The sequence below is a fragment of the Zhaonella formicivorans genome (assembly GCF_004353525.1).
In the GTDB taxonomy this organism is placed as follows: Bacteria; Bacillota; DUOV01; order DUOV01; family Zhaonellaceae; genus Zhaonella; species Zhaonella formicivorans.
Genome location: NZ_CP085524.1, coordinates 925,231 through 950,595, shown reverse-complemented (window position 1 = coordinate 950,595; position 25,365 = coordinate 925,231). Strand labels below are relative to the sequence as shown.

Annotated in this window: 19 protein-coding genes, 1 tRNA gene and 2 pseudogenes; 6 read left to right on the top strand and 16 right to left on the bottom strand. The window is 40.1% G+C overall.

Going from position 1 to position 25,365, the window contains the following annotated elements:
• Positions 1–230: 230 nt before the first annotated feature.
• Positions 231–1,169 (bottom strand): D-alanine--D-alanine ligase, encoded by a 939-nt coding sequence (locus tag EYS13_RS04670; RefSeq protein WP_227766398.1) that lies wholly within the window; start codon positions 1,167–1,169, stop codon positions 231–233.
• Positions 1,170–1,434: 265 nt separating this feature from the next.
• On the opposite strand from EYS13_RS04670, the gene EYS13_RS04665 reads away from it, so the two are divergent.
• Positions 1,435–1,510, top strand: a tRNA-Trp gene (locus tag EYS13_RS04665).
• A 67-nt stretch (positions 1,511–1,577) separates the two neighbouring features.
• On the opposite strand, the gene EYS13_RS04660 is transcribed toward EYS13_RS04665, so the two are convergent.
• The 5 genes from EYS13_RS04660 to EYS13_RS04640 form a co-directional block, all read right to left on the bottom strand.
• Entirely contained in the window at positions 1,578–2,825 is a 1,248-nt protein-coding gene (locus tag EYS13_RS04660; RefSeq protein WP_227766396.1) for a site-specific integrase, read from the bottom strand.
• Positions 2,826–2,875: 50 nt separating this feature from the next.
• Positions 2,876–3,130, bottom strand: coding sequence for a helix-turn-helix domain-containing protein (locus EYS13_RS04655; RefSeq protein WP_227766395.1), 255 nt, complete (start codon positions 3,128–3,130; stop codon positions 2,876–2,878).
• Positions 3,127–3,273, bottom strand: coding sequence for a hypothetical protein (locus EYS13_RS04650; protein ID WP_227766393.1), 147 nt, complete (start codon positions 3,271–3,273; stop codon positions 3,127–3,129). The genes EYS13_RS04655 and EYS13_RS04650 overlap by 4 nt, the downstream gene beginning before the upstream one ends.
• A gap of 607 nt (positions 3,274–3,880) precedes the next feature.
• A complete protein-coding gene (locus EYS13_RS04645; protein ID WP_227766391.1) occupies positions 3,881–4,510 on the bottom strand; it encodes a hypothetical protein in 630 nt (209 codons plus the stop codon).
• A 65-nt stretch (positions 4,511–4,575) separates the two neighbouring features.
• The gene (locus EYS13_RS04640; RefSeq protein ID WP_227766388.1) at positions 4,576–4,794 is read right to left on the bottom strand and encodes a helix-turn-helix domain-containing protein; all 219 of its coding nucleotides are present in this window, start codon (positions 4,792–4,794) and stop codon (positions 4,576–4,578) included.
• A gap of 145 nt (positions 4,795–4,939) precedes the next feature.
• Between EYS13_RS04640 and EYS13_RS04635 the strand changes: the two genes are divergently transcribed.
• The 4 genes from EYS13_RS04635 to EYS13_RS04620 all read left to right on the top strand — a co-directional run bounded on the left by EYS13_RS04635 (position 4,940) and on the right by EYS13_RS04620 (position 10,189).
• Positions 4,940–5,314, top strand: coding sequence for a helix-turn-helix domain-containing protein (locus EYS13_RS04635; protein ID WP_227766386.1), 375 nt, complete (start codon positions 4,940–4,942; stop codon positions 5,312–5,314).
• Positions 5,315–5,530: 216 nt separating this feature from the next.
• Positions 5,531–5,887, top strand: a complete 357-nt coding sequence (locus tag EYS13_RS04630; RefSeq protein ID WP_227766384.1) for a helix-turn-helix domain-containing protein — start codon at positions 5,531–5,533, stop codon at positions 5,885–5,887.
• A 152-nt stretch (positions 5,888–6,039) separates the two neighbouring features.
• Complete coding sequence (locus EYS13_RS04625; protein WP_227766382.1) at positions 6,040–7,770, top strand: ATP-dependent nuclease; 1,731 nt, start codon at positions 6,040–6,042, stop codon at positions 7,768–7,770.
• Positions 7,771–8,470: 700 nt separating this feature from the next.
• Positions 8,471–10,189 (top strand): ATP-binding protein, encoded by a 1,719-nt coding sequence (locus tag EYS13_RS04620; RefSeq protein WP_227766379.1) that lies wholly within the window; start codon positions 8,471–8,473, stop codon positions 10,187–10,189.
• Between the two features lie 807 nt (positions 10,190–10,996).
• Here EYS13_RS04620 and EYS13_RS04615 read toward each other — a convergent pair.
• The 7 genes and pseudogenes from EYS13_RS04615 to EYS13_RS04585 all read right to left on the bottom strand — a co-directional run bounded on the left by EYS13_RS04615 (position 10,997) and on the right by EYS13_RS04585 (position 19,479).
• Complete coding sequence (locus EYS13_RS04615; RefSeq protein ID WP_227766376.1) at positions 10,997–12,289, bottom strand: hypothetical protein; 1,293 nt, start codon at positions 12,287–12,289, stop codon at positions 10,997–10,999.
• Complete coding sequence (locus EYS13_RS04610; protein ID WP_227766373.1) at positions 12,286–13,584, bottom strand: hypothetical protein; 1,299 nt, start codon at positions 13,582–13,584, stop codon at positions 12,286–12,288. The genes EYS13_RS04615 and EYS13_RS04610 overlap by 4 nt, the downstream gene beginning before the upstream one ends.
• A gap of 225 nt (positions 13,585–13,809) precedes the next feature.
• A complete protein-coding gene (locus EYS13_RS04605) occupies positions 13,810–14,202 on the bottom strand; it encodes a hypothetical protein (protein ID WP_227766371.1) in 393 nt (130 codons plus the stop codon).
• 13 nt (positions 14,203–14,215) lie between these two features.
• A complete protein-coding gene (locus EYS13_RS04600) occupies positions 14,216–14,521 on the bottom strand; it encodes a hypothetical protein (protein WP_227766369.1) in 306 nt (101 codons plus the stop codon).
• Positions 14,522–14,606: 85 nt separating this feature from the next.
• Positions 14,607–15,383, bottom strand: coding sequence for an ArdC-like ssDNA-binding domain-containing protein (locus tag EYS13_RS04595; RefSeq protein WP_340641278.1), 777 nt, complete (start codon positions 15,381–15,383; stop codon positions 14,607–14,609).
• 533 nt (positions 15,384–15,916) lie between these two features.
• Positions 15,917–17,198: pseudogene (locus EYS13_RS04590) on the bottom strand (IS110 family RNA-guided transposase).
• 883 nt (positions 17,199–18,081) lie between these two features.
• Positions 18,082–19,479 (bottom strand): stalk domain-containing protein, encoded by a 1,398-nt coding sequence (locus tag EYS13_RS04585; RefSeq protein WP_227766366.1) that lies wholly within the window; start codon positions 19,477–19,479, stop codon positions 18,082–18,084.
• Between the two features lie 637 nt (positions 19,480–20,116).
• Here EYS13_RS04585 and EYS13_RS04580 point away from each other — a divergent pair.
• Positions 20,117–21,363 (top strand): annotated as a pseudogene (locus EYS13_RS04580) (IS110 family RNA-guided transposase).
• 136 nt (positions 21,364–21,499) lie between these two features.
• Here EYS13_RS04580 and EYS13_RS04575 read toward each other — a convergent pair.
• Genes EYS13_RS04575 through EYS13_RS04565 form a run of 3 tightly spaced genes read right to left on the bottom strand, consistent with a single transcriptional unit; the run spans position 21,500 to position 25,359 of the window.
• On the bottom strand, positions 21,500–22,588 hold the full coding sequence (locus EYS13_RS04575; RefSeq protein ID WP_227766364.1) for a CpaE/TadZ family protein: 1,089 nt from the start codon (positions 22,586–22,588) through the stop codon (positions 21,500–21,502).
• 19 nt (positions 22,589–22,607) lie between these two features.
• The gene (locus EYS13_RS04570) at positions 22,608–23,561 is read right to left on the bottom strand and encodes a M23 family metallopeptidase (protein WP_227766362.1); all 954 of its coding nucleotides are present in this window, start codon (positions 23,559–23,561) and stop codon (positions 22,608–22,610) included.
• A gap of 1 nt (position 23,562) precedes the next feature.
• Positions 23,563–25,359 carry a VirB4 family type IV secretion system protein gene (locus EYS13_RS04565; RefSeq protein ID WP_227766361.1) on the bottom strand — a complete coding sequence of 599 codons (1,797 nt, stop codon included), beginning with the start codon at positions 25,357–25,359 and terminating at the stop codon, positions 23,563–23,565.
• Between the last annotated feature and the right edge of the window lie 6 nt (positions 25,360–25,365).

The following is a 25,365-nucleotide window of genomic DNA, read 5'->3' as shown; positions in this document are numbered from 1 at the left end:
TCGGCTTTGCATCGAGTATACATTTTTCACCTCCTCGTGACCGTTCGTTTTTTCACAAAACAAAAAGCTGGCTTTTATAAAAGCCAGCAAAAAATAAACACTGGCCTTGGAACTCTGGGTCTCTAGACGCTACGTGTTGAATTAAACTAACATTTTTATATTACCGTTCTAATTCGACAAGGCGCGTTTAAATCCTGCCGCATTAACAGGATTTACCGCTTAAACATGCATTACTTTTCCATACCAAGGTTAATAATCATTTCAACCAGATCAGGAAATTCAATACCTGCGGCTTTAGCAGCATCAGGCAAGAGGCTGGTTTCAGTCATTCCTGGTATAGTGTTAATTTCCAAGACATAAGGCTGGCCGTTCTCCCCCACTATAAAATCTACTCTGGCAAAACCACGGCAGCCTATTGCTTTGTAACTTTCGACTGCAATACTGCTGAGCTTTTCCTGTACCTCAGCAGGGACACGGGCAGGTATAATATGCTCGCTTAACCCCACCGTATATTTTGCCTGGTAATCGTAGACCCCTGTTTTTGATATGATTTCCAAAGAAGGCAGCGCAAAGGGCTGTTCATTTCCTAATACCGAGATCGTGACTTCCGTTCCTACGATAAATTTTTCCGCCATGATCACAGAATCATATGCAAATGCATTATTAATCGCTTCCAGCAGTTCTTCTTCTTTTTTAACAAAATAAATTCCTATTGTCGAACCCTGAGTTGGAGCTTTAACGACTACAGGGTAGCCTAATTTAGTTCTAATCAAATTTAAAAGCTCACTAGTTTCTTTATTTTTAAATTCGCCAGCTGAAATAGTTAGAAAATCCGCCGTAGGTATTCCTTCGTAGCGTAGGATTTTTTTTGTGTATATTTTGTTCATGGCCAATGCGCTGGCTAAGACACCACAGCCGGTGTAAGGAATATCCAATGTTTCCAGCAAACCCTGTATTGTTCCATCTTCACCGTACCTGCCGTGTAAAGCAATAAAAACAATATCGGGTTTAAAATTGTTCAATTCTTCTACTATCGGGCCTGTCGCATCAATTTTTAGTGCTTCGTAACCTTTGCTCAGCAGAGCTTGGTAAACAGCTTCTCCAGTTTTTAAAGATACTTGACGCTCAGCTGATCTACCGCCAAGCAACACCGCTACCTTTTTCCGCATGGTTGCGCCTCCTCCGTAAGCTCTTAAGTATTAATATGCTCAAAAGAATAAAATGTTCCTTTCTTGGCAAATCAGAAAGTAGATCGGCCAAGTTTTCTTTACATAGGGAAAATAATAATACTTTATTTTTATTCGTTGATAGACAGAAGATACCTGCTAGTAATAGAAAAAGAAGTTAATTTGCCGCCTCTAAATTGCCGCCAAAAAATCCCTGCCACTTTATGTTGACTTAATTTATTTCAGATTGTATAATAATACGTGCAGTAGGGGAGTAGCTCAATTGGTAGAGTAGCGGACTCCAAATCCGTTGGTTGCGGGTTCGATTCCTGTCTCCCCTGCCAATGAAATAAAGGGCTTTGGGGTTTTCATGTTACGGTTTAAATCCCAAAGTACAAACAGCTGCAAACATTATCCGTTTTTTAGGTTTTGCAGCTGTTTTTTTGTGTTTTCCCCGCAAAGTCCGTTTAGATAGTAGTCCTCCAGCTGCTGGATGGCCTTCATTTCATATTCAAACTCAGAATGCGAGTATGTGTTAAGTGTAAATCCAGGGTCGGCATGGCCGGCCAGCGCACTGGCCGTCTTATAATCGATTTTCAGGTCCTGAATTAAACTAGAAACAAAAGTATGGCGCAAATCGTGAAGTCTTATAGCCGGCAGGTTGCTGTTTTTTATAATGCTGTGGAACTTATTGCTTATATTTGAAGGTTCCCAGGGTGTCCCGTCTTGCTGACAATGGATTAAGTCATGGTCCTCATACAGTTCCCCTGCCCTCAGCTTATCCTCCGCCTGTTTTCGTCTGAGCTGTCTGAGTTGCATAATGATACCCATAGGCAGAGGCACCTTCCGCGTTACACCCGACTTCGGCTTTGGCTTGTAAACAAGCTTACTTACCAAGACCCCGTTTTCATCTACTATCTTTTGCCGCTGCAATGTTTCGCGGACAGTATAAAGGCGTTTTTCCCAGTCTATATACATCCATTTCATTGCCAAAACTTCCCCAAGCCTTAGGCCAGTGAGCAACGCCAGCTGCACGATAAAACCGATGTCAGTAGTCCTGGTAAGTCTGATTAACTCCTGTACCTCGTTTATATTCAGCTTTTTACCGACCTTTTCTTTATCAGGTTTTGGCACATCGCTAACCCGTTCAGCCGGGTTGTATAGTATCAAATCATTTGCTACCGCTTTTTGCAGCGCCATCCTTAAAACTCTGTGGTGTTTTGCCAGTGTTTTGTTGCTCAAGCCGCCTTCTTTTCCATCCGCTCTCCCTTCCTTTTGCTTTTTTGTGTAATAATTTTCAATATTAATAGGCTTGAGCTGTGATAATGGAATATCACCCAGGGCAGGTTTCAGGTGTTTTTCCACGATGAGTTTGTAGTCCATAAAAGTTTTATATTCTTTGTTTTCTTTGGTTTGCAGCCACTCATCGAGCCATTGCCCCACTGTTTTCTCCTTGGACTTGGGAATCAGAGTACCGGTATTATACTGGTATTCGATTTTTGCCTTGAAGGCCAGAGCGTTTTTCTTACCGACTATTCTTTTGTGCCTCTGCCTTCCGTCGGGATCGCGCCAACTGACCTGCCAGACCTCTTTCCCTTCCTTGTTAATACCAACCGGCTTTTTACCGATACTTGCTATATTTACTCCCTCCCCTTTCACGTTAGCATGTTTGCCGGTGTTTATAATCCGATGAAATTATATCATATATATCATAAAGACCTTATTTCAAGTTCATCCAGTGACTTAAGAAACTGTTCAAAAGCTGAAAGGGGAATGCGGTAATTACGTCCAATCCTTACGGAGTGAATTACATCTTTCTTCAGCAGCTCGTACATTCTGTTTCGTCCGATACCCAACTGTTTAATTATTTCATGCTCCAAAAGTTCTTCGACCGAATAAAACTTCTTTTTGCCCTTAGGCAGATTATTTTCCTCGGAAACAGTATGCAATACCTGAAGACTCATCGGCGCAACCTCCTAACTCCGTTTAACCAGATTTTTAATACCCACCTGTCTTTTACTTGCTCGACCACTGCTTTCCCGGCAAGGTTACCAGCAACCCTGACAACCATTTCTTTATTTTTGACCGGTTTAAAGGACAGCCACATTTTTATCCATCCTTTCATACAAAAAATAAAAGAGCCTTTAATTTGGCTTTTTACTTAACCGCTCGCATATGGAAAAAATAAATATTGGAAACTACTATTAGATAAATTACATATTATTATAAATACCGCCCTAATGATTGTCCCAGTCTGAAAAAACAGATTCAATCGCTTTAAGCATTTCTAACGCTTCATGTTTTGATAAGTTTCCAAACTCTATGGCCAGGCTGTCAACCTTGGGCATTTACCTCACCCCTACCGCTACTATAAACAATAAGATGGCAATGTACTATAAATTCTAACCTACCTATAATGGCTGGGCCACAATGGGCACAGCTTCGCCCTCCCCGGCTGCCATATTAAATTTTTTTTGCCGAAACAACAAGGAATCGCTTGGGTTTTCTTCCCTGCCGTCAAAAATCCATGTTGATAATACTAATACAGAAACATTTAGGTTACAATATAGCAAATAACATTTAAATACTGTTGTATCTATGCGCACATCTTGGAAAGGCAGCCTGGCGCGGCTGCTTTTTCGCATTTTCCCCGTTCATAAGTATGTAAGAAAGTCAAAAACATAAAACATCTAACAGCTAAACAATTCAGCTTATCAGGTAAGGACTTGGTCCCCCGCAGTCCTGGCCAGGCAGAGGGCAGCTGAAACAGGCGACAGGCCATGCAGGTCCTCCTTCATGTTTTCATAAACTGCACGGGGAAAAGAAAGGACATATTTCTTTCCGCTCAGGCGGCGGAAAGGAGCTAACAAGTCCATATTTCTTACATACTCCCAGTATTCGCTGTTTCTCTTACGTAAAGACTCAAGCATATTTTTAACCCTGGTAGGTAAATCGCTCCAGCTTATTTTTGCCTTTTCAGCAGCTGCCAAAGTTTTATTTAACATGCTTCTGAGTTTATCCTCAATAAAAACCGGTTCCTCAACGATAACGCTTTCAATGCCGGCTTTCTTACACATATCAAAAAACTCTGCCTCAGTTATAGCTCCTAAATGCCTGATAGCCCCACAACCCCTAACAGCATAGTAAAGGTTGTCATCCCATGTTTCGCTTTCCACAACGATATAGGATGAAAACAAACATTTACCAGCAGCTATCTCTTTGCCATCCTGCAGCTTAATTTCCTTGGACTCAAACACATGGACTTTCAGGTTGTTGTTGTAATTCATGATTTTCTGGGCTACAGACTTTTCTTTCAATGCCGGTACATAGAAAACGTTATACATTGGGTTTTCTCCCCTCTTCCATTTTTTAGAAGGAATTAATATATAAAAGAAGAAAAATAAATAATTTAAGAATCATTACTACACTGATCTTCGTTTGTTTCCATAAGTTTGGTAACAGGAATTTCTAAAGCTTTTGCTATCTTTTTTAGTGTTGGAATTGATGGGTTAGCTTTGTTATTTTCAATTTTAGATATGGTGGAAATATCTGTATTTGTCATATACGCTAGTTGCTCTTGAGTAAATCCAGCTTTAGTACGAAAATATCGAATGTTTTTTCCTATCACGATAATCACTCCTTTAAAAACAATTATATTGGATTATATTCAATATATCAATACTTATAATTGAAATATATTCAAGATTTTGCTTCTATATGTTTTATGATATTATTTAATTAAGGTTGAATTAAATTCAAATTGAGGATCTCTTATGCTAGATATTGGGGAACGCTTAAGAACCTTAAGAAAAGTTAAAAAGATTTCAGCTAATAAATTAGCTAAGATGCTTAATGTAGATCCCTCTACTATTAGCAAGATAGAAAACTCTAGTTCTATGCCCTCTATTGAGCTTTTATCAAGGGCTTGCAATGCATTAGGTGTAACACTTTCTGACTTTTTTTCTGAAGATCAATCCTTGATGTCCCCCAAAACCCAAAAACTTATTGAAAAAATTTCAGAGCTCAGCGATGAAAGCATAGAACACCTGGAAAAACAGGCGGAACTGCTAAAAATCAAGGAATCCTTGGACAAGGCAACTGATGAGACATCTGTAACGGTATTAAAGGAAGGCTCTTCAGATAGTTAACATTTTAAATTCTACAGACTTAAATAACAGAAATAAAAAAGACTGTTGCTTCGAATATGAGCAGCAGTCTTATTAGTTTTGGCAAAATTCGACAAAATACCGTTCCAAAAATTGGGTTTGAATATTATGCTGGCATTGAATCTTTACAAAATTACCAGGTACACTATTTCTTCTCGTCTAAAAGAACTTATTTAAAAATCTTCAGGAGCCATAATTATGAAGATACCTGTACGTATAATCAGTCTTCGCAGAAAAAAAGGTTACAGCACTAAAAAATTTGCCTTTCTGGCCGGGATAAACCATGCCGATTTGTTAAATATTGAGCAGGGCCTAATCGAGCCCACAATTTTGACCTTAGAACGTATTTGTACCGCGCTTGGCATAACGCTAGCTGAATTCTTCAGGGAAGATTCCCGGGCGCAACTGCCAGCCTTATCCCCCAAGAAACAAAGGCTGATTGAAAAAATCGCAACTTTAGGTGAGGAAAGCATAGCTTACCTTGAAAATCAGGCAGACCTGCTAAAAATCAAGGAGTCAATAAATAGAACGCCAGCCAAAACCTCTGCAGCCTAGACGAAAGAAGGCTAATTAAGCAGTTGAGGAATAAAGCTAAGGATAAAAAATAAAATTCTTGTTTGGACAACTTGGTAGCATATTTGGTTTCATTATACAATACACAAAATTCTACAGTTTAAAATAATTAAATATCATGGGGAGTGAAAATAGTGAAATTGGCAGCTTTAGAAATCAAAAATTTTGGCTGCATTGGAGAGGAAGGCATTACCATTCATATTGACAACATTGTTGTACTTATAGGGGCAAATAATTCAGGGAAAAGCACTGTTTTAAAGGCGTATGAAGCTTTTTCCGGTACTGGAGAGCCACTAGAAGAAACATGGTTTCACAGAGAGCGAAAAAATGTACCAGTCGAAATTATCGGAACTTTTGTGGAAATTTCTAATGAAGATATAGAAAAGATTAAAACAACAAAATGGATATATGATGACACCGAATTTGGTAAATGCATAAGGGTAAAATGGCAGTGGAATTCACCTGGTTCAAAAGGGCAAAAATATTCTTGGGATAATTCAATTGGAGATTGGAAAGAAGGAGGTATGGGAGGATTTGATAGCCTTATATCATCTTGTGTTCCTACTCCTTTAACAATTAGACCGACAGATAGTTCAAAAGATATTGAATCCAAAATTCTAGAAATCTTAACTAGCGCGGTAAAAGAGAAAGTAAAAAATGACTCAACTAAAGTTGATGGGTTAATAAATGAATTCATTAAGATCGCTGAAGAAGTCCAAAAGGAAATTGCTACAACGATTGAAGAAACCTTTGACAATTTGAAAGACAAATTAGATAAAGTTTTCCCAGACCACGAGATCTTAATAAAACCTTCCGCGGGAAAAATTGAACCGGAGAAAGTTATTGGTGCAGGTAGTCATGTTCGAATAAAAGATCCACTTGGCGAATCTTATCCTTTGTCTCAACAAGGTACAGGTTTGCAAAGAACTTTTATTTGGACAGCTATCGGCGCTTTAGCCGAGATTGGCAGATATAAACAAGGTAAGAAAACGATAAGCCCAGAAGAACCACGTATTTTACTTGTTGAAGAACCCGAGGTTTTTTTACACCCTCCTGCAATTCGAGCCGCAAGAGAGGCGTTGTATAGCCTAGCTGAGGTTTCAGGTTGGCAAGTAATGGTTACCACCCACTCCCCTATTTTTATTGACGTTTCTAAACCTCATACTACAATTATTAGAGTGGAACGAGATGCTAGTAAAGGCTCAAAAATTTTTTCAACAGAAAAAGCGCAATTCGATGGTGATGAAAGAGATAGACTTAGAATGATTCGCTCTTGTCATCCAACTGTAAATGAGTTTTTCTTTGCAGACCACGTGATACTTGTTGAAGGTGAAACTGAACATGCAGTACTAAACTCACTCTTAGCCAGTAACCAAAATCCAAATTTAAACATTCACGTAGTAAATTGTATGGGAAAAGCCAACATACCATTATTTGTCAAAATACTGAATCATTTTGGGACAACGTATACAATTCTTCATGATTCCGACTCACCAAAAGTACGTCGTGATGGAAATTGGGTAACAAATAGTATGTGGACAATAAATAAACGGATAGCTGAAGTAGTTAGTGAGAGGGATAAAAATCTTCCTAGCTGTTTCAGCATTACACACATACCAGATTTTGAACAATACTATTTTGGTTACCTACAGAAAGGGGACAAGCCTTTCCATGCAATAAAAATTATTCATCAAGATGACTTTGAAACAAACCCCCAATTTGAAAAACTCCGTTTATTACTAAAAAATATCATTGAGCATAACCATCCGTACCAATATAGTTCTTATGAAGAATTATGTAATTTCGTACTAGAATGGGTAGAAAACAACAATCCGGAAGAACCTGAAAAATGGGAAATAGAATAAGATATTTAAGTATAATGAGTAAGGCCATGCTGGGGGAACTACGGTTTGTGATCAAACTAGATGGCTCTTGCTCTCTTTTTCCTCTGATCCTGATGGGGCAGCTCGAACTGCAGCGAACCTTACGGCTCAAAAAATCTGAGGCTATTGCCCAAAGAATTCCTCTGCAACCATCTGGGGGAGCTTAGCCCGGAGGAGACTGCTCATTACATCCGTTGCCAGATGAAGACAGCTGGCATGGCCATCCCGATTTTTTTCTGAAACTGCTATGGCCTTGGTCCATGCAACCAGTCAGGGCATCCGCGTATTATTAACCAGATCTGCAGTCAGGGCGGTCCAACGTGGTCACGAAGTAATCGAAGAATCCCATATTGCCAGAATACTGGCCGACTTTGACCGGCGGCTAGAGTGGCATGATGACTGGCCTTTCCTCCTAAACTGTAAATGAATAGCGGGTGAATTTTCATCAAAGTGACTGATTACGGCCAAACTCTTACACCATATGCGGTGAGAATTCTACCGTCAAAGTAAGTGAGCGACAACAGGTTATATTAAAATTCATGAATAAAATTTAGCAGCTATGTTTGCACTATTAATGTCAAACAAGGATTATTAACCCAATAAGTAGAGTAAAGGAAAATAACAATTAAAGCAATCTGGCAATTTAAACAAATACACGCAGGAAGGTGAGGTAGATTATTGAATGAATGAGGAAATTCAAACCTATTTACCTGAAGTGAACGCAGCCTCAGAGTTTAGAGAAATTTCAAAGGATTTTACCAATCCACTAGAAATTATTAGGGAAGCAATTCATAATTCTCTTGATGCAAGAGCTACAAAAATTTCCATATCTGCACAAATGGAAAATACGGATGAAGGAGAGCAATTAGTTATATCCGTATTTGATAATGGAGTAGGAATGAATGAAGAAGAAATTAAAAAATTTTTTTCATTAGGTTACAGTGCTAAATACCAGGAACAAGAAGAGGAAACGATTGGTTATAAGGGTCATGGAACCAAAATTTACTACAATTCTAATAAAATTGAAGTTACAACAATAGCTCTTAATGGGCCTATTATCAAAGCATGGGTTGATAAACCTTTAATTATTTTAAATCAGCGAAAAGTTCCAATTGTCAATTATACCATTAGTAAAAATAGCATCAATATAAAAACCCATAGTACTAATATTAAAATTATAGGATATAACAACAATAACAATGATCATTTTACAACCCAAGAAATGATTGACTATATCTTATGGTTTACAAAACTTGGTTCTTTTGAATTAGCTTTATATCCAGAAAGAAAAAACAGGAGATGGGCAAAATGCGAAGTATTGGTAAGAGGGGTTGACTCAAAAGATTATAAAACCATTCATCCTGGGCACGTCTTTCCACCAGAAAGATTTAAAGATTCACATTTCAAAAAAGATAATATAAAAGAAAATAACCGTGGCAAGTATTTTACTAAATATTGGATGTTCAAAAATATTACCATTCCTGAAAAAAGACATATCACAATGGATATTTTTATAAGTGTAGAAGGAGATCAAGCTAAGAGAGATTACAATCCTTGTCTAAAATCGGGTAGACGTGAAGGATTATACACAGTTTCAGAAAGATATGGCATTTGGTTAGCAAAAGATTATATACCTGTTCAAAGAGTAAACGATTGGTTTTTCCAAAAGAGTGAATGGACTAAATTTCATGGGTTTATAAATTGCCAGGGCTTAGAGTTAACTGCTAACAGAGGTTCAATAGAAAATACACCTAATGATCTTTTGATTAAAATAAAGGATATAGCCGAAAAAATTATTGATGAAATAAGAAGTTCAAATGAATATGAAGATTTTTTAGATATGGAAAACGAGGTTAAAATTTATAAAAAAGCAGAAGATGAACTTAAAGATTTTTCACGAAGGCAAAATTACCTTAAAAAAAAGAAAACTATCATAACTGATGATGGGATAGAATTAATTGAACCCAGGCAGGAGCAGGGTGTTTTTGCGTTATTTTTAATATTATCAATAAAATATCCTGATATTTTTCCCTTTAAAGTTATTGATTACGATACGAGGCAGGGCTATGATGCTTTAGTTGCTACAAAAAGTTCTTTAGATCTTGCAAGGCCTCATTACCAATTTATCGAATTTAAATACAAATTAGGAAATCGGCTAAATCATTCTTTTGATAGACTTGCAGGTATAGTGTGTTGGGATTTAGATGATAATCTTTTTCCCGACTCAGAAATAGTTGACCTTACTGGAAATCGTCGAATTTTAAAAGCTTCGAAAACGGCCGAAGGCAATATATTTATGTTAGATTCTGAAATAAGTCAGATAAAAATAAGAATATATATATTAAAACACCTAATAGAAGAAAAATTGAGACTGAAATGGGAACCTAGGTTGGTAAGATGAAACAGATACTTGGAAAATTGCGTTATATATAATGTTTCTTACTAGGAGAAAGATAGGGTAATACTGAAGAGCAACCCGAGCATCTGCCAGGGGAGTTGATGCCTACATTATTTGACGGCCACTTTACAACCGTCAGTGGCGGTTGTCATGAGATGTCAAATAAGGTTGCCAGTTGGTTAGGTTAGTCAACCACATGACTGAACTGAATCCGGGCATCAAGCATAGGGTATATATAGATTGTTAATTACTCTGGAATCCCTATGGAAAAAGCAAATATCTATTTAACGGCCTCAGCGCTGAAAATCTTTGTTTCTGCCCTCACACTATTTGACCTTACCTAGCTGAGATTCAGTTGCCGTTTAGAAAAAGGATTTCTTTTTCTGGCGTCAGTGGACGAGGCATACGAATACGCCGGTGGCATTGCCCGTAAGGTAACAACATGTGTCTTGCCTACCTCATGGCGGCGTCTTAGAACAAAAAAGGCTCATAGATGACCATATGGTTAAGGTGGTAATTAAAAACGAGTTTGCGTTGTAAGCCCTTCTTAATGGCCGGGCGGTACTTAAGAGCTACCCGGCCAAATAAAGTGAGATGAAAATGCGGCCAGTCAATGTGAGCTAAACGCGGTCAAATATTTTGAGCCACTACAATCCAGGAAACAAAGTAAAAAAATTAAAAAATTAAGTTCTGGAATCTTGTTTTTTATATTACAAAAAACATAAACCCAAGTGTATTAAAATATAAAATTTCAAGTTCGATCTTTAGAAAAATAAATGTCTAGAGGCTCTCTAGACTAGTAATTACGACTTATTCAGTCCATCCGACCTTATTCAAACTACTCAACTCATCTTCGGTTGTTACTTGTTGAGGTCTGTTATCTGCTTTATCATTTTCCTTTAATTTTGTCGGTTTTATGTCCTCCCTAGTTGCAATCACTTCCTTAGGTTTTACATGATTAGTTGATACTTGTTTCTGGATTTCTCCCTTATTCCATAAAGATTTCCAATCCAAACCGCAGGACTCCCTGACAAATGAAAGAATGTTCCGTGAGACCTTAAATCTCTCATCGGATAAACCATACCCGAATACATTCATCAGTTGCTCCTCAGAATATTCCTTACCTTTTAGTCCTTGTTCAAAAAGCAGAAAGTCAAGGTGTTGTGGCATAGTTAGATATAAATTTGGACGAGCTAATGCTCTTTCGATTAACCCGATTAGGCTATCTGTATATGGGGGAGGATCGATCGAACCTAGGTCAATACTTTTAGGAGCAACTGATTTAGGAACTGATGATCTAATTATCTCATTCGCCAAGTCTTTTACAGTACTTATTAAATCATTAGCGGTTTTCGGGTCTAAATCTCCATATGTAAGTTTCGATGTAATATGATTACGTCTTGCTCCCCCCGGCAACCCTAAAACATCAGAACAAATCCAAAGGATCTGGAGTCCTACCAAGATAGTTAGCTCACAAGCGAGAAACTTCAATGTATCTCGGTGATCATTATTATGATTGCCAGCGTGATCAAGACCGCGAGCAACGCTTTTCAAAAACTCCAAGCAAATATTTACAGCAACATAAGGATTCTCATGTAAATAAAGCTTTCTGGTATTAGACAAAATACTATTTATGTATGAGTTGGATTTTGCGACTTTTTGAAGTTTACTTTCATATTCACTATAAAAATCTCCATCGGCTAAACCAATAGAATATCTTTTGTCTTTATATTCCTCTAAAATTTCACTTGTTAGCACCTTCACACCGCCAGTGGATGCAAAACGAATAATTTCCCACTGGGTCTTATTTAAAGCAACAAATACATTATTTGCTTTCACAAACTCCCCAAGCCCTTTTGCCCAAAATATCCGTTCATAAGGCTTAGATCTCGCTTTATTTTTACAATCACAAATTATTCTATGTCCCTGAAAAGGATTGGTAAAAATTATTCCTAATACATCAATATCAGTTACATCATGATTTGAAACCCCATATTGAAGGGGAATACCCCTTCTGGTTAAGTAACCTTGGCTTTGAAACATACCCGAAACTTGGTACTCAAAACCAAGACCTTTCTTAACCGATTTATTATCATTCGTCATCTACTAACACCTCCTGTCCTTAAGGTTGAAAGCATCTTATTTCTTAAGGCTTCAACTGGAGCTGTAGACTTCGCTAAAATCTGACTTTTTCTTGTTTCTGGAATTACGCAACTGCTCGGTTGTTCTTTAAGCAGATCTCCGATATTCGATTCTATCTCTAGAGCAACTCTATTATAGGTTATCATTTGTCGAACCAGTTCTCCAACTTCATATTGCCTTAATTTCATATAAAATCCGTAGGGTTCGGTGGGTCTTGTTTGGATAACTCCATCCATCTCCAACAACGCATAATCCTCGCCGATAGCTGTTGCAGGTCCGACCCATTCTCCACGTAATAATTTGTTTACTATATTCAACATCTTTTCTAAAGTCGAAATCTTTCCTCTTCCAAATGAGGACTTGGTTTGGCCAAATCTTAAACAACTTAACAAAATCTTTGCTTTATGAAACACGTCTTCGGAGAGTAAAAAACTTCCAACCCCTGGACCCCTTAACTGCGGAGTTGTCAGGAAGGTAGCCGAACCAATTGCCGATTGGACTGTTATCCCATCAAGTAACCCTACGCCCTCCATCATTTCTACTATATGTGGCTTAATTGTAGAGGGTATATCCTCAATGAGAAATCCTGGAGTTTCCGAAACCAATCGCTGGACTTCCATTACCATATCGCGTTCGTCATTATCTAGTGCAGATAAAGCCTTTGCTACTCGCTGTGGATCTCCATTAAAAGAATACTCGTTATATAAAACTTGATCGGAACCTTCTCCACTTACTTTCACAAGTCCAAATGTCTTCTGAAGTTCGATTGTTGTGGCTGCACACTCTTCAGATACCCCATTTTTCGTCAGAAACTCTTTAAGTTCGTCAGGAACTCTAGGTAGCTCAAAAGTATAATTTAATCCTATTAAACTAGCTTGTTCCTCTTCCTGTGGCTCTAGTTTATTATATATTGTAGATACGGTCTCCAATGCTTCTTTACCCGAGAAACAATATACCTCTATTTCTTTAGGTCTTCCCATTTCATCGACTGTATAATCTATTTTTTCAGCTTGTCGTAAATAATTTAAATAAGTGATCAGTTCGCCACTACTAATGCTGGACTGACGGGCAAATATTCTTGCTTTTTGGTATGGCACGATCTCTTGCTTGTCAGCAACTAATCGACCAAGCAATGCACCGGCTTTACCTGCTTGTTCTGTAGCTTCGAAAAAAGTAAGCTCCGTTGTATTTTGCTTTAGTTCTGATAAGTGTTTGATTGTATTTACGATCCAAGTTCCCTCTGTCAACTTGTCCACGTCAATACACACACCCCGCTTAAATTTTTCTGAAAAAGAAGTTCGACATACTTCTAAATTTTTCCTCTTTTAAGACCACAGATTAATCTTCGGGATTCGCATTCATATTAATAAAAAATGATGTCACACTGGACACCACCTATCATTTTAACCCTTTATCTTTTACCCCTAACCGAATACCAAAAGATCAACCAAAGTATGATTTCTCTGTACGTACTAAACCGCTTATACATCATCTCGCTTACAATAGGTTCGGGAGGCTTTTCCGGCCAGAATAAAAGGAGAGAGAAAACAGATTAAGTACAAAACTATAAAAGGTGTGACATACAAAAGTATATATGGGTTAGTCCAAAAAACAGGGTCAAAAATGTTTGCCTCAAGCCTGGCTTTTAACTGCGCCTCAACTGCTGGATCCACGTGAATATTTTTGAATACCACGTTAACTTGAAACTCATTTAATTTTTTACCGACAAAATATAAAATGTTTGCAAAAAGAGTATTAAATATAAAGTAATGCACAACCACCCCAATCCTGCCCCTGAAAACAACACTAACACCTTTTGCCACCGCATCATTAAAGTGCGCTACAATCTCAAAAGGACTTTTTATTTTGAACATTGCTATCAACTCCTTAATTTCCTGGCCAAAATACATATCCTTTGGAATCACCGGTTTCTGCATCAGTTATTTCATAGCACTTTTTGCAAGCGACTATAAGGTTGGCCGGCCTGTTTACCTCCTGCAACGCAGCATGAAATTTACTGATGAAACCCGCCATTTGTCCTTCCGTCATAAAACAGATGCCAAACTCAGATTCAATGATTGAAGTAGGCTTTACTTCCAAGGTAAACGCAAAACTCTGGAATAATAACGTAGGCATACCGAGCTTCCTGACATCCATTTTTAACTGTTGAACTATATTAGTAATTTTTTGCATACTAATACCACCTTTCCCTAAGCACGTTATCTTTTGCAGCCAGCCGGGCTTTTGTCCACCTGGCAGGCTTGTAGTTCATATAAGCTTAACAGGCTGTCTCTAAACTTTCCTGAGTATCTAAAATTATTTCCAAAACCTTTTGAACGTCACCCAGCACTCTCATAATTGCTTTTACAGTCCCTGCTCCATTTTCCGCTTCAGCATATTTTTGAATGTACTTATAGCCCTGGTATATATACCCCTCGTAGCCATAAATCTGGCAAAGAACTGCGGCAACTGTTTCTGCAACAATCTCCTGCTCCCTGTCCTGGCCGCCTTTTAACGGCCTGACAGTATTGTGGATTGCATGGGCCAGTTCGTGGAAAAATACGTCCACATCGTGACTGCACAACGTTATATCCTTTTTGATTAAATTAAAGCTGCCATAAAACTTTTTTGTAAAAGGACTGTATTTTATAGAAACACCATATTTTTTAGCGACATTAACCAGGGGCGGTAGTTCCGCCGGTCTGTAATCCGGTTTTTCAAGCTCTTTCCCCTCCGTGTCCTCATAAGCAAAAACGGGAATTGATCTAAAACCATATACTACAACCTTTTCTTTTTCTTCTCCCGTGTCTTCATCCAAAACTTTAACCTTTTTAGTCAAAGGACCCAGGATATAAAACGCTTTAGCGCCTTTTTTAACATAACGGCCTACCTCCTGCCATTGTTTAAAACCCCTGGCATCACTGGTCCCGTTAGCAAACATTATTAACTGGTTTCCCAAACTCCATTTTGCAGCCGGTACTGGCTGGCACTTCATTTCGATAACAGTCCTGGCTATCGCTTTTGGCATTTCCCCGGCTTCAAACATTTGTAAAATCTGATTAACCGCCTGACCGATTTTTGCCTTAGTATCCTCCCTCTATAATCTTTAATTTTCTTTGAAAATCTCGCTTAATCTTAGATTTTCATTTGTACAAAGTCAATCCTCTTGGACAATATGCCTATTTTTGTATATATCTGGATTAACAAGTGTATACCGACAGAATATGCGTCTTTTAAACGTATTTCGGCCATGTAATCCACTTGTTCTCCGGTGGCAAACCTCCCATGTCTCACAGGGTCTGTGCCCCTAAATTCCTTCGTACTGCCTGCCCATGAGGTGGATGTCAGCCTTGCTCCTTTGCTGGGTCAAATGCCCTTATGGATAAATTTCAACCTGACTATTCCGGCTCGCTTTGTCAATGAACGTAATCTTTAATTAAGCAAGGTTTTTTTACATTTCCAGCACCGCTTGATTGCTTGTTACATTGCAGGAGTTTGACTGTCAAGGGGCCGCGATAGCGGCGACGCAGTCTTTACCCTTGACTGGCAAACGGATGAAATGTAACATTGTCAGTTGCGGTGCTTTTTTTAGGCTGCTTCCTGTAATTCTTGCCTTCTTATATCACTCATCATTTTTTGTGGGTCATAAGCTACGCCTTTTCTCAGTAAGGTGTAAAATATCCTTATGAGCTTACAGCATAAGAGTACTAGCGACTGTTTCTTTTGAGCGGGTTCTGTGGCCTTGTTGTGTAGTACTGGTGTAGTTCTTTAAATTCGTTGTTCTTAGCCACTATGGGCATAATCCCTTGAAATAACAACGATCTTAGCCTTTTTCGCCCTCGTTTGCTAATAGTTGTTTGGCCCTTATGCTTTCCTGAGCTATTTTCTTTCAGGCTTAGTCCCGCCAGCTTCTGTACCTGCTTTCGATGTTCAAACCTTGTAATATCCCCTACTTCAGCTATAAACCCTGCTGCTGCTATGAGGCCTACTCCCTTGATTTTTAGCATTTCTTCAATACCGGGAATCTGCATGGCTAATTCTTCTATTAGAGCCATTGTCCTTTCATATTGCCTCTGCAGCATTTCATATTCTTCTAGTAGTGTGGCAAGTTCATTTTGAGCTGCTCTTAATCCTTCTCGTACTCCTACTGATATCTTTGCTGCCTCAACTAGTTGGCTGGCTCGTCTAACTCCAACAGCTCTGCTGATTTCTTTTCTCCAGCTGGCAACTATGCCTTCGACGCCTTTTTCAAGTACTTTATCCGGTGTTGGAAACTCTTTTAGCGTTACTATTGCTGCTTTGCCTTCCCAATCCCCAAAGACTCTGTTGAACTCCGGGAAATATATGCTTATCCAGCGTTTAACTCTGTTTCGGATGCTGTTAAGCTGCTTCACTAATCTTAAGCGGGTTTCCATTGCATTTCGTAAATCGCTGTAAATTCCTTCGGGAATGTACGGTTCCATGTATCGACCGTCTTTTACCAGCATGGCAATGGTTTTGGGTCCTTTCGGTCATTTTTGGTCGGATTATTATCATCCAATTCTTTGCTTCGCTTTACGTGAAACGGATTCACTAGTACTATTTTCAGCTGGTGATCCTTAAGATGCTGGGCAAAGGTAAACCAATAGTGTCCCGTAGGCTCCATCCCAACCATTACCTGCTGCTTCTGCTGTTGTTTTGCCACACTTTTTACCCACTCAGAAAATGTCTTGAAGCCGTTGTTGTCATTATTGAATTTTAGTAGCTTAGCTAGTTCTACGCCTCTGTAATCGAAAGCTCTGGCGTAATTTGTCTCGCTAGCTACATCTACACCAATGATTAAAGTCTTTTCTGTTATTTGCAAAATTCTTGAGTTCTGGTTATACTTCATATTGAGTACCTCCTCTGTTATTTAAGGGTCGCTAGTTAATCGACACCTCGACACCTCGTATGTTAACAGGAGGTACTTCTTTTTTCAAAGCTCATTTTAATTCATTACAGGAATCCTCTTTCATTGAAAGTACCACCTTTCATATAAAGTTAAATTTTAACGATTACCCCTTAGGGGCGGTTAGCCCATCCCTGGTGTGGGCCAGGAAGTCAAGAGTGCGAAGCGTTGCGGAGCACCCCTGGGAAGGATACCGGACTGCATTTTACATGCATATTACCCAGGAGGATATGTTCACAGGGGCTTGCTCTTGACTGAATGAGACCACACCGGTATAATCGCCAAAGCCCTAAGGGGTAATAAAATAAAAACGCGCTGCCGGAGGTACCGGAGGCAGGGCGTTAAATTTAGCGCCGAGGTGGTACATTGAATGAAGCAGTGCGTAATGAAATGTTCGACCGAGGCGCCAGAAGAATAATGGCTACTTTGTTTGTAATAAATAAAAGACCCTTTTGATTTCGTTAGAGAAATCGTAAGGGGTCTGAGTTAAGGAGATTAAAAAATTAATTACAAGTCATTGCCTCTATCTGTGTTGCATTGCTTTGGAATGCTAAACGCTAATTAGATGTATAGCCTTATCATTTACAAATCTTGGTGTAGTCAGGAAGATCCTTGGACTGTCTTTATACATCACCCGTTGTACTCAGGAATTTTACATTCCAACCTATGATTATTCGGACAAATGGCGACTTACGGTTAAAACGGCTCTACGATGTTACACTTAACAGTCGATTTTCTCGCAAATTTAGTTTAGTGCTTTCCCTAGAACAATGTTAAATAAAATTTAACCTCCCTAAAAATTACGGGGAGGTCCTTTTAATTATTTTTATTTTAATCGAATAACCGAAATCTCCTTATCTACTCCCTCAACCTTCATTTTATATAGAGTGCCGGACTTATAGATTGTAACCTTCGGCATATAAGCATAATGGTAAACATAGCTAAACGAGGACTGCTGCCAAATTTGGCCGTTCATCAATTTAAAAATTGTATCTCCATCCCAGCCTTCAAACTCACCGTCAATCCGACTTTCAATAACATCGTCAGTAGTTACCGGCACCACAGGAACCGAAGGAGTAGTGTTTATTGCAGAAGTAAGAATTCTAGCAATATCCTCACGGAACTCAGCTACTTGAACATTATTCGGATCTAGTGCTTCAGCTTTATCCCATAACTCCTCAGCTTTTTTTATATTATCTTTCCCAACATAAGCTAAACCCATCCAAGTATAATAATTTGATAACGCCTGATTATGAACGGTCTCAATTTCATCTGGATTTGCTAAACTATTTATGAAATCTGGAACATTACTATTGTCTTTCGATTGGTTATACAAATTAACAATTTCAGTATAACTCTTATTTTCTAGGTCAATAGCTTTTTGGAAATTTTCAATAGCTTTATCATAAAGACCTTTTTTCCGCAGCAAATCAGCATAAGCGGCAAAAAATTCGGGATTTTCCGGAAGAAGTTTTATAGCTTCCTGTGCTTCACCAATAGCTTTATCTAAATTATTTGGTGTGCTTTTATTATCCCGAAACGCAAATGATAAATTGTAATGAGAATAAGCTTTTTCTATTTTGATTGTAGCAGTCATTAAAGAATCGGCTGCTAGAACTTCATTGTACAAAGAAATTGCCTTGGAAAAGTATTCGATAGCTTCAGAAACATTGCCGGAATTGTAAGAAATTATACCTTTACTATCAAAATCTCTTGCTTGTTTAACTTTTTCAGCAAGCTGTTCCATTTCTTGAAGAGAATTAAAAATATTGTTGTTCGGGTTTATTGGAGAGTTTTTAGAAGTTATTTTAATTGAACTGGTAATACTGTCCCAAACCACAGTGTCACCCAGCGCTTCCCCTACAAATCTAAGAGGGATATAAGTTGAGCCTTTAATAATTTGTGCAGGTACTTGTAGTTTAAATAACTTACCGTTAACGTAGGCTTCGTTTTTGCCAATTTTTAAAGATACGATAGTATCATCTCTTGTTCCTGTAACAATATTGTTTGTGCTGTCCCACTCAACTTCTGCTCCTAGTGCTTCAAAAAACGCTCTCATTGGAACGAGAGTATGTCCAGAAACCATCATGGGAGCAGGGGTGAATATTTTTTGTTCTCCATTAATAAACACAGAGATAAAATTAGCAGCCTTTGCGGGGGGATCTAGAAATACGTTAACCAAAACAATTGAAATTACTAAAAATACACAAAAACATTTTTTCATTACTATTCACCTACCAAATTTCTATTAAGTTAATTATACCTTAATTTGAAAAATTAACCAATTAAATTGCAATTATTACATCTCAAAAAGTTCACGCACTGGCTTTTGTTATATTAATAAAGCGCTCTTCGTACTCTTATTTCTAGGGAGTGCGGAGCTTGATTTATTCAGCAACTCTTTGGACATAATAGTGATATGCCGCAATAAGATAACCAAAATGTAACCATGTCCATAAAAAGAATGCACATAATATGCATTATGTTCCGTCCGCTTAGAAACGTGATTCATTTTGAAGGGTAAAGCAAATTATCCAATTAGCCCCAGAAACTTTCTTTTTTTCGTAGCTCCTGGAAGTACAGCCTTTAGTAAATAACCACCCATGCCTGGAAGGCACAACCAATCATGAAAATTAGCTAAGTTATTGCAAAGGTTGGATTTTTTGCTACATTGAAATTATCAGGGACAAAGGTTGATTTTATTTTGATGGTATAACCTCGTTAAATAACCTAACTTGATTGCTTTTGAGCACAGCCAATTGTCGCCCCTTGTTCTTAAGGACTTGGGAACAGCACGGGTACTAAAATCTTTATTTCTCGAGCAATCATCCCTGAAATTCTTTGGAGCAGGAGTGAGTTACATGCAAGACATCCTGGAAATATGTTGTGGTCTTGATGTCCACAAAGAAACGGTTGTAGCCTGCCTATTAAAAGGCAATGTTGACGGGGAACCGGTTAAAACCATCCGCACCTTTTCCACCCTTCTTGCCGGGCTAGATGAAATGAAAGTTTGGCTAGAAAATGAGAACTGTCGGCATGTTGCAATGGAAAGCACCGGCATCTATTGGCAGCCTGTATATAACGTGTTGGAAGAAGCCTTTGACGGCAGTATGGTTTTGATTGTTGCCAATGCCCGGCATATGAAAAATGTACCCGGTAAAAAGACCGACATGAAGGACGCCGAATGGATAGCTACCCTTTTGCGTGCCGGATTATTAGAAGGAAGTTTTGTTCCCTCCAAACCAATCCGGGAACTCCGTAATCTGACCCGGTACCGCAAAAGTATCATCGAGGAAATTACGTCACAGAAAAACCGGATCGAAAAACACTTACAAAGCTGCGGCTTTAAGCTCTCTACCTTCCTGACCGATATCTTCGGCGTATCGGGCCGGGCGATTATGGATCATCTTAGCCACCATGGGAAAATATCCGCCCGGGAAGTAGAGAATTTTGTAAAGGGGCGTGCTAAGAATAAGCTCCATGAGATCAAACAGGCTGTCAATGGCAAAATGGATGTTCATCAAAGAGAGTTTCTAAAGCTATTGTTAGGTTGGCTAGATCAGCATTACGAGCATCTCCGTCAAGTAGAGCAAAACTTAGAAGAAAAACTGGCTCAGTATCAAAGACAACTAGAGCAACTAGACGGCATACCGGGCATTGATAAAACTGCAGCAGCAGCCATTTTGGCGGAAATCGGAATTGATATGAGTCGTTTTAAAACCGCTGAACATATCTGTTCCTGGGCGGGCTTAAGCCCCGGTAACAATGAAAGTGCAGGAAAAAAAAGTCCACTCGTACCACCAACGGTAACACCTATTTAAAACGGATCCTATGTGAAGTTGCTTGGTGCATCACCCGAATACGTCAAAGCTACTTATCATCCTGGTATTGGAAAATCAAACAACGCCGTGGCGCCAAAAAAGCTCTTGTTGCATTAGCCAGAAAAGTTCTCGTAATAATATACAACCTGTTAAAAAATGATGCTGATTACGATGAAACATCCTTTGAAAAAGCCAAACAAAAACAGGAAAAGTTCCGAGTTAAAAGGATTATTGCTGAAGCTAAGAAACTAGGTCTGGAGGTGATAGAACCCCACGAGGTTGCTTAACAGCTACAATGGTTTTTCCAAAAGAATTAATTTCACTGATGCAAGATCTGCATTGGCTAGTTAATTATTACCTTTTTACGGGTTATCCTGGTTGCCATATGCAGTTGTTAAAGAATATTTCAAATTTATTTTCGTACTAACTAAAAACCTTTTCCCGATCCTCTTTCATTTCAAACGGGTCGGGACAAAAAGGGTTGGCAAAAGGGCTGTTAGTAAAACCGTAATTTTTAATTATGCTCCGGATGTTGCAAAACATATTATCGTCAATAAAATTAAACAGCAGGTACCATCCGGATGACGGTTCCACATCAGGCATATATGGCACCAAATTTCTAACCTGCCACAGTGCTCCCCCGGAGACAAGGACCTGTACATCGGCCCGGAGCATCTCGTCATAGTAGTCAGAAACCCTGACCCCAGATTCATTACTGCAATACTTTAGCTGGCCCAGGTCCAGAATTACAAAGTTATAACCTGCCTGCAGTATTTCGCCGAACAGTTTGTCATCCCGTTGCAGCAGCTCGTTACTGTAAAAATCTATGCCTTTCAGCCGGAAAGAGCCAAGCCTCCCTTGCTCATTATTATCCAGTACCAAGAAAACAGGGTTACAGTTTAGTTCCACTACAGCAACCCTGTTTTTTCTCCCTGAAAGAAAACTTGCCAGTGAAACAGAGGTGTGAGTACACCCCACACCCCTGTCCGTACCCGCAACGGCAATAACAACAGTGCCAATTATGCGGTCACGGTACACCACTTTTTCTTTTTGGCTGCCATTTTGCCCTTCCGGACTGAATTCCCGTCCTGAAATTTCCGAATACCATCGCCAAGCTTCCTGAATAGTTTTGGGCTGGCCTGACAAAACCCCGACCAGCCCATCGACAAAACCGTCGGATATATTTTCAGGTGCGTAAATATCGTATATCCCCAAGGCGAACACATTTCTCATAATACTGTTTCCCGGTTTAAAACCCGGCGCCACCACAACTATTCTGGTAGCAGCCTTTAACAGCCTGTATGCCCTCACTTCCCGGAAGACTCGTTCTGCGGGCAAAGAATAAAAATCAAGCACAAGTATGTCGCAGCTTATCCTTTTAACTTCATTGAATACTTCCCCCAGTTCTTCCTGACTTTCAACACATCTTTCAAATACCACTTGCCCTGCTGCCTTTGCTGCTGAAACCAGCTCATCAAATAACTTTTTTTCACTGATAACCGCTATAAGCATATAAGCGCAACCAACCTCCTCATCTGAAAAACTGCAACGGGTCTGCCGGTTTGTTGTCCGGCCTTACTTCAAAGTGCAAATGCGCTCCCGTACTAAAAAAGCCGGTGCTCCCGACTTCCCCAATCTTTTCACCTGCTTTAACCTTCTGTCCCCTTGTAACAGCAAAACTGTCCATATGGGCATACCTGGTAAACCCGAAATCATGTTTAATGACGACTGTTTTGCCTTCCACAGGGCTGTAACTTGTTCCGACCACAATACCGTCTTTTGCCGCAACTATCTTGGTCCCCCTGGGAGCCGGAAGGTCTATACCCCTGTGGAAGGAATTTTTCCCAGTAACCGGATGGATCCTGGGGCCAAACTTACTACTCACCCTGTAATAACCGGGAAGGGGCCAGGTGAAATTGCCTTCAACCGGACTAAAATCACCTTCCGTGTCAATACCCTCATCCACATTCGCCAGGAGGCTTAAATCCACGCTAAGGTAGTTTTCCACCATCTGCTTTTTATCGTATATGCCCAGCTCCTGCAATACTTCGTCAAAAGTTACATACCTTTGCACAACCACAGTCTTTGTAACATATTCCTGCTTTTCACTGTCCCATCTTTTTTCTGTCCGTTTCTCCTCCACTATACGGGTAAACTTTTCGGCCAGCCACTGGGCCCTTTCAGGAGAGGCAAGGTTAAACCGCTGCTGAAAAAGCACGGCATCAACAGCCACCAGCTTTCTCCAGTCAAGGGAAGTCCAGGGCGGCTCCTCAACATCCTGCATTTCCCTGTTAATTTTTTCTGCAGCGTCCTGATAATATTTTAATTCAACCGGCCCGGCCAAAGGTATCTTCATTAGTATTAATGTTGGCCCAACCAGAAACAAAGACAAAAACAAAATGGGCAACAAGATGACTGTTAGTATCATTTTAACAATATCTTCAGGCGGAAAAAGAGCAATAATAGCCCTGGCAAAAGCCTGCATTTTACCGTCCCCCACCCGTCAGATACTGCATTTCATAGGGAGCAGCCTCAATTTTAACTCTTATCCTCTGGGAACCTGCAACCATCAGTCCCTCCCCTCTTTTTGCAGTAGCCAAAAGCTCAATTTCCGCCTCCGAAAGATTCATCAGTCCGGCCAGAGCCTGCAAATCCTTTTCACCCTGCGCCAGCAGCAATTTATAACACGGGTTGTCCAGCAGGGCCTGGCCGTGCCTGGCCACTGCCGGGTCCAGGAAGTCCACCACGTTCTGGGAAATAACCCAGAGCGCTCCTTCATATTTTCTAATCCGCTTCGAAGTTTCCCTCAAAAACTGCAGCGCCTGCGGTGTCTGCGGGTCTGCCAGGAGCCACGCCTCGTCAACGGCCAGAATAACCTGCTCCGTCCTGTCTTCGGCTATCTTTGACCAGGCCCAGGTAAGAACATTGAAGTACTGCGCCCTCCTGACCTCATCGTTGGCCTGCTGCAAGTTGTAAACATCAAGAACAACAAAATCGCTATCCGCAGACACCGATGTCTGACCAGCCCAGAGGCCCACATCGGCGCCTTCCGCCGGCCTCTTTAACAGCACCGCCAGTCTGCCATATACACCAGGTTCTTTTTCTGCCCTTTCCCGTACTCTTGCATATAAATCCGCCATGGTGGGCCATAACTTCACTTCCCGTGGTATTGTGTCCCAGGTTATGTCAAATTCCCTGTATACTTCCACCAGCGTCTCTTCCAGGGCCGTTTTTTCCAAATCCGTTAAGTCCCGCATGTAGAGGGCAAAAAAAGTCCTGACAGTCTGCAGGTGGACAGCCAGGGCGCTTTGTACCACCGTGTCGTTTTCTTGATTGTCTTCATCTTTTATATTTCCGGTCTCCCTGACCTGCAGGGGGTTAATTTTTGCTTCGCCTCCCCCGCAGTTTATCCACATACCTCCCAGTTCGTGGCACATGAGCTTGTATTCCCTGTCAGGGTCAATAACTATAACCTTTCTGCCCTGAGCCAGTTCCCGCAAGATCATCATTTTAACTGTAAAAGATTTCCCGGCTCCCGGTTTGGCAAGAATAAGCCAGTTGGAGTTTGTCCTGTCGCCGCCGCGCTTCCATATATCAATCAGTACCAAACCCCCCTCGGCATCCTTGCCGATGATTATACCCGAACCATCGTTTATACCGCTGGCAGTGAACGGGAAACCGGCTGCCACCGTTTCGCTGGGCATATTTCTTTTTGCCATACGGGACACTTCTTCCGGACAATGACACCATGGCCCTGCTGCCAAAAGGCCCTGCTCCTGCAGGAACATCAGGTTTCTGCCCCTCATTCCCGCAGCTGCAAGGGCTGCCTGTACCTGCCTGACTCTCCTCTCAAGGACTTCCATATCATTAGCCAAAACCAACAGACAAACAACCACATTAAAAACCTGTTGTTGTTCCTGGTCGATTTTCCTGAGCAAATCCTGAGCGTCTTTGATTGACTGTTCCGCCCTGCTGACAGTGAGGGCATTCCCGCCCCGTTCAAGAATACCGGTCAGTTCTCCTATGCTCCTGTTTATATTTTCAATCAGCCTGGCTGGGTCTGTGGGTACGATATGAACTGAACAGACTACTCCCGGCATGTTAGACATCCGGGAAAGCCAGGCAGCATGAACTTTGGGGGGATAGTTTAAAATAACTAATACCTGGCCAACCTGTTCTCCAAAGGTAATATGGTTTTGGGCGAAATTCAAAACAACAGGCGCAAACTGATCCACAATGCCTGACTGCAAAACCTGTACACTTTTTTGTTTTTTTTTTCTCATAAAGCA

What these genes read in the sequence shown, in the direction of transcription:
- EYS13_RS04565 (WP_227766361.1), bottom strand. Translation starts at nt 25,359, where the DNA reads ATGAGAAAAAAAAAACAAAAAAGTGTACAGGTTTTGCAGTCAGGCATT.
- EYS13_RS04670 (WP_227766398.1), bottom strand. Translation starts at nt 1,169, where the DNA reads ATGCGGAAAAAGGTAGCGGTGTTGCTTGGCGGTAGATCAGCTGAGCGT.
- EYS13_RS04645 (WP_227766391.1), bottom strand. Translation starts at nt 4,510, where the DNA reads ATGTATAACGTTTTCTATGTACCGGCATTGAAAGAAAAGTCTGTAGCC.
- EYS13_RS04575 (WP_227766364.1), bottom strand. Translation starts at nt 22,588, where the DNA reads ATGCTTATAGCGGTTATCAGTGAAAAAAAGTTATTTGATGAGCTGGTT.
- EYS13_RS04605 (WP_227766371.1), bottom strand. Translation starts at nt 14,202, where the DNA reads ATGTTCAAAATAAAAAGTCCTTTTGAGATTGTAGCGCACTTTAATGAT.
- EYS13_RS04620 (WP_227766379.1), top strand. Translation starts at nt 8,471, where the DNA reads ATGAATGAGGAAATTCAAACCTATTTACCTGAAGTGAACGCAGCCTCA.
- EYS13_RS04615 (WP_227766376.1), bottom strand. Translation starts at nt 12,289, where the DNA reads ATGACGAATGATAATAAATCGGTTAAGAAAGGTCTTGGTTTTGAGTAC.
- EYS13_RS04655 (WP_227766395.1), bottom strand. Translation starts at nt 3,130, where the DNA reads ATGAGTCTTCAGGTATTGCATACTGTTTCCGAGGAAAATAATCTGCCT.
- EYS13_RS04585 (WP_227766366.1), bottom strand. Translation starts at nt 19,479, where the DNA reads ATGAAAAAATGTTTTTGTGTATTTTTAGTAATTTCAATTGTTTTGGTT.
- EYS13_RS04630 (WP_227766384.1), top strand. Translation starts at nt 5,531, where the DNA reads ATGAAGATACCTGTACGTATAATCAGTCTTCGCAGAAAAAAAGGTTAC.
- EYS13_RS04570 (WP_227766362.1), bottom strand. Translation starts at nt 23,561, where the DNA reads ATGCAGGCTTTTGCCAGGGCTATTATTGCTCTTTTTCCGCCTGAAGAT.
- EYS13_RS04600 (WP_227766369.1), bottom strand. Translation starts at nt 14,521, where the DNA reads ATGCAAAAAATTACTAATATAGTTCAACAGTTAAAAATGGATGTCAGG.
- EYS13_RS04650 (WP_227766393.1), bottom strand. Translation starts at nt 3,273, where the DNA reads ATGTGGCTGTCCTTTAAACCGGTCAAAAATAAAGAAATGGTTGTCAGG.
- EYS13_RS04635 (WP_227766386.1), top strand. Translation starts at nt 4,940, where the DNA reads ATGCTAGATATTGGGGAACGCTTAAGAACCTTAAGAAAAGTTAAAAAG.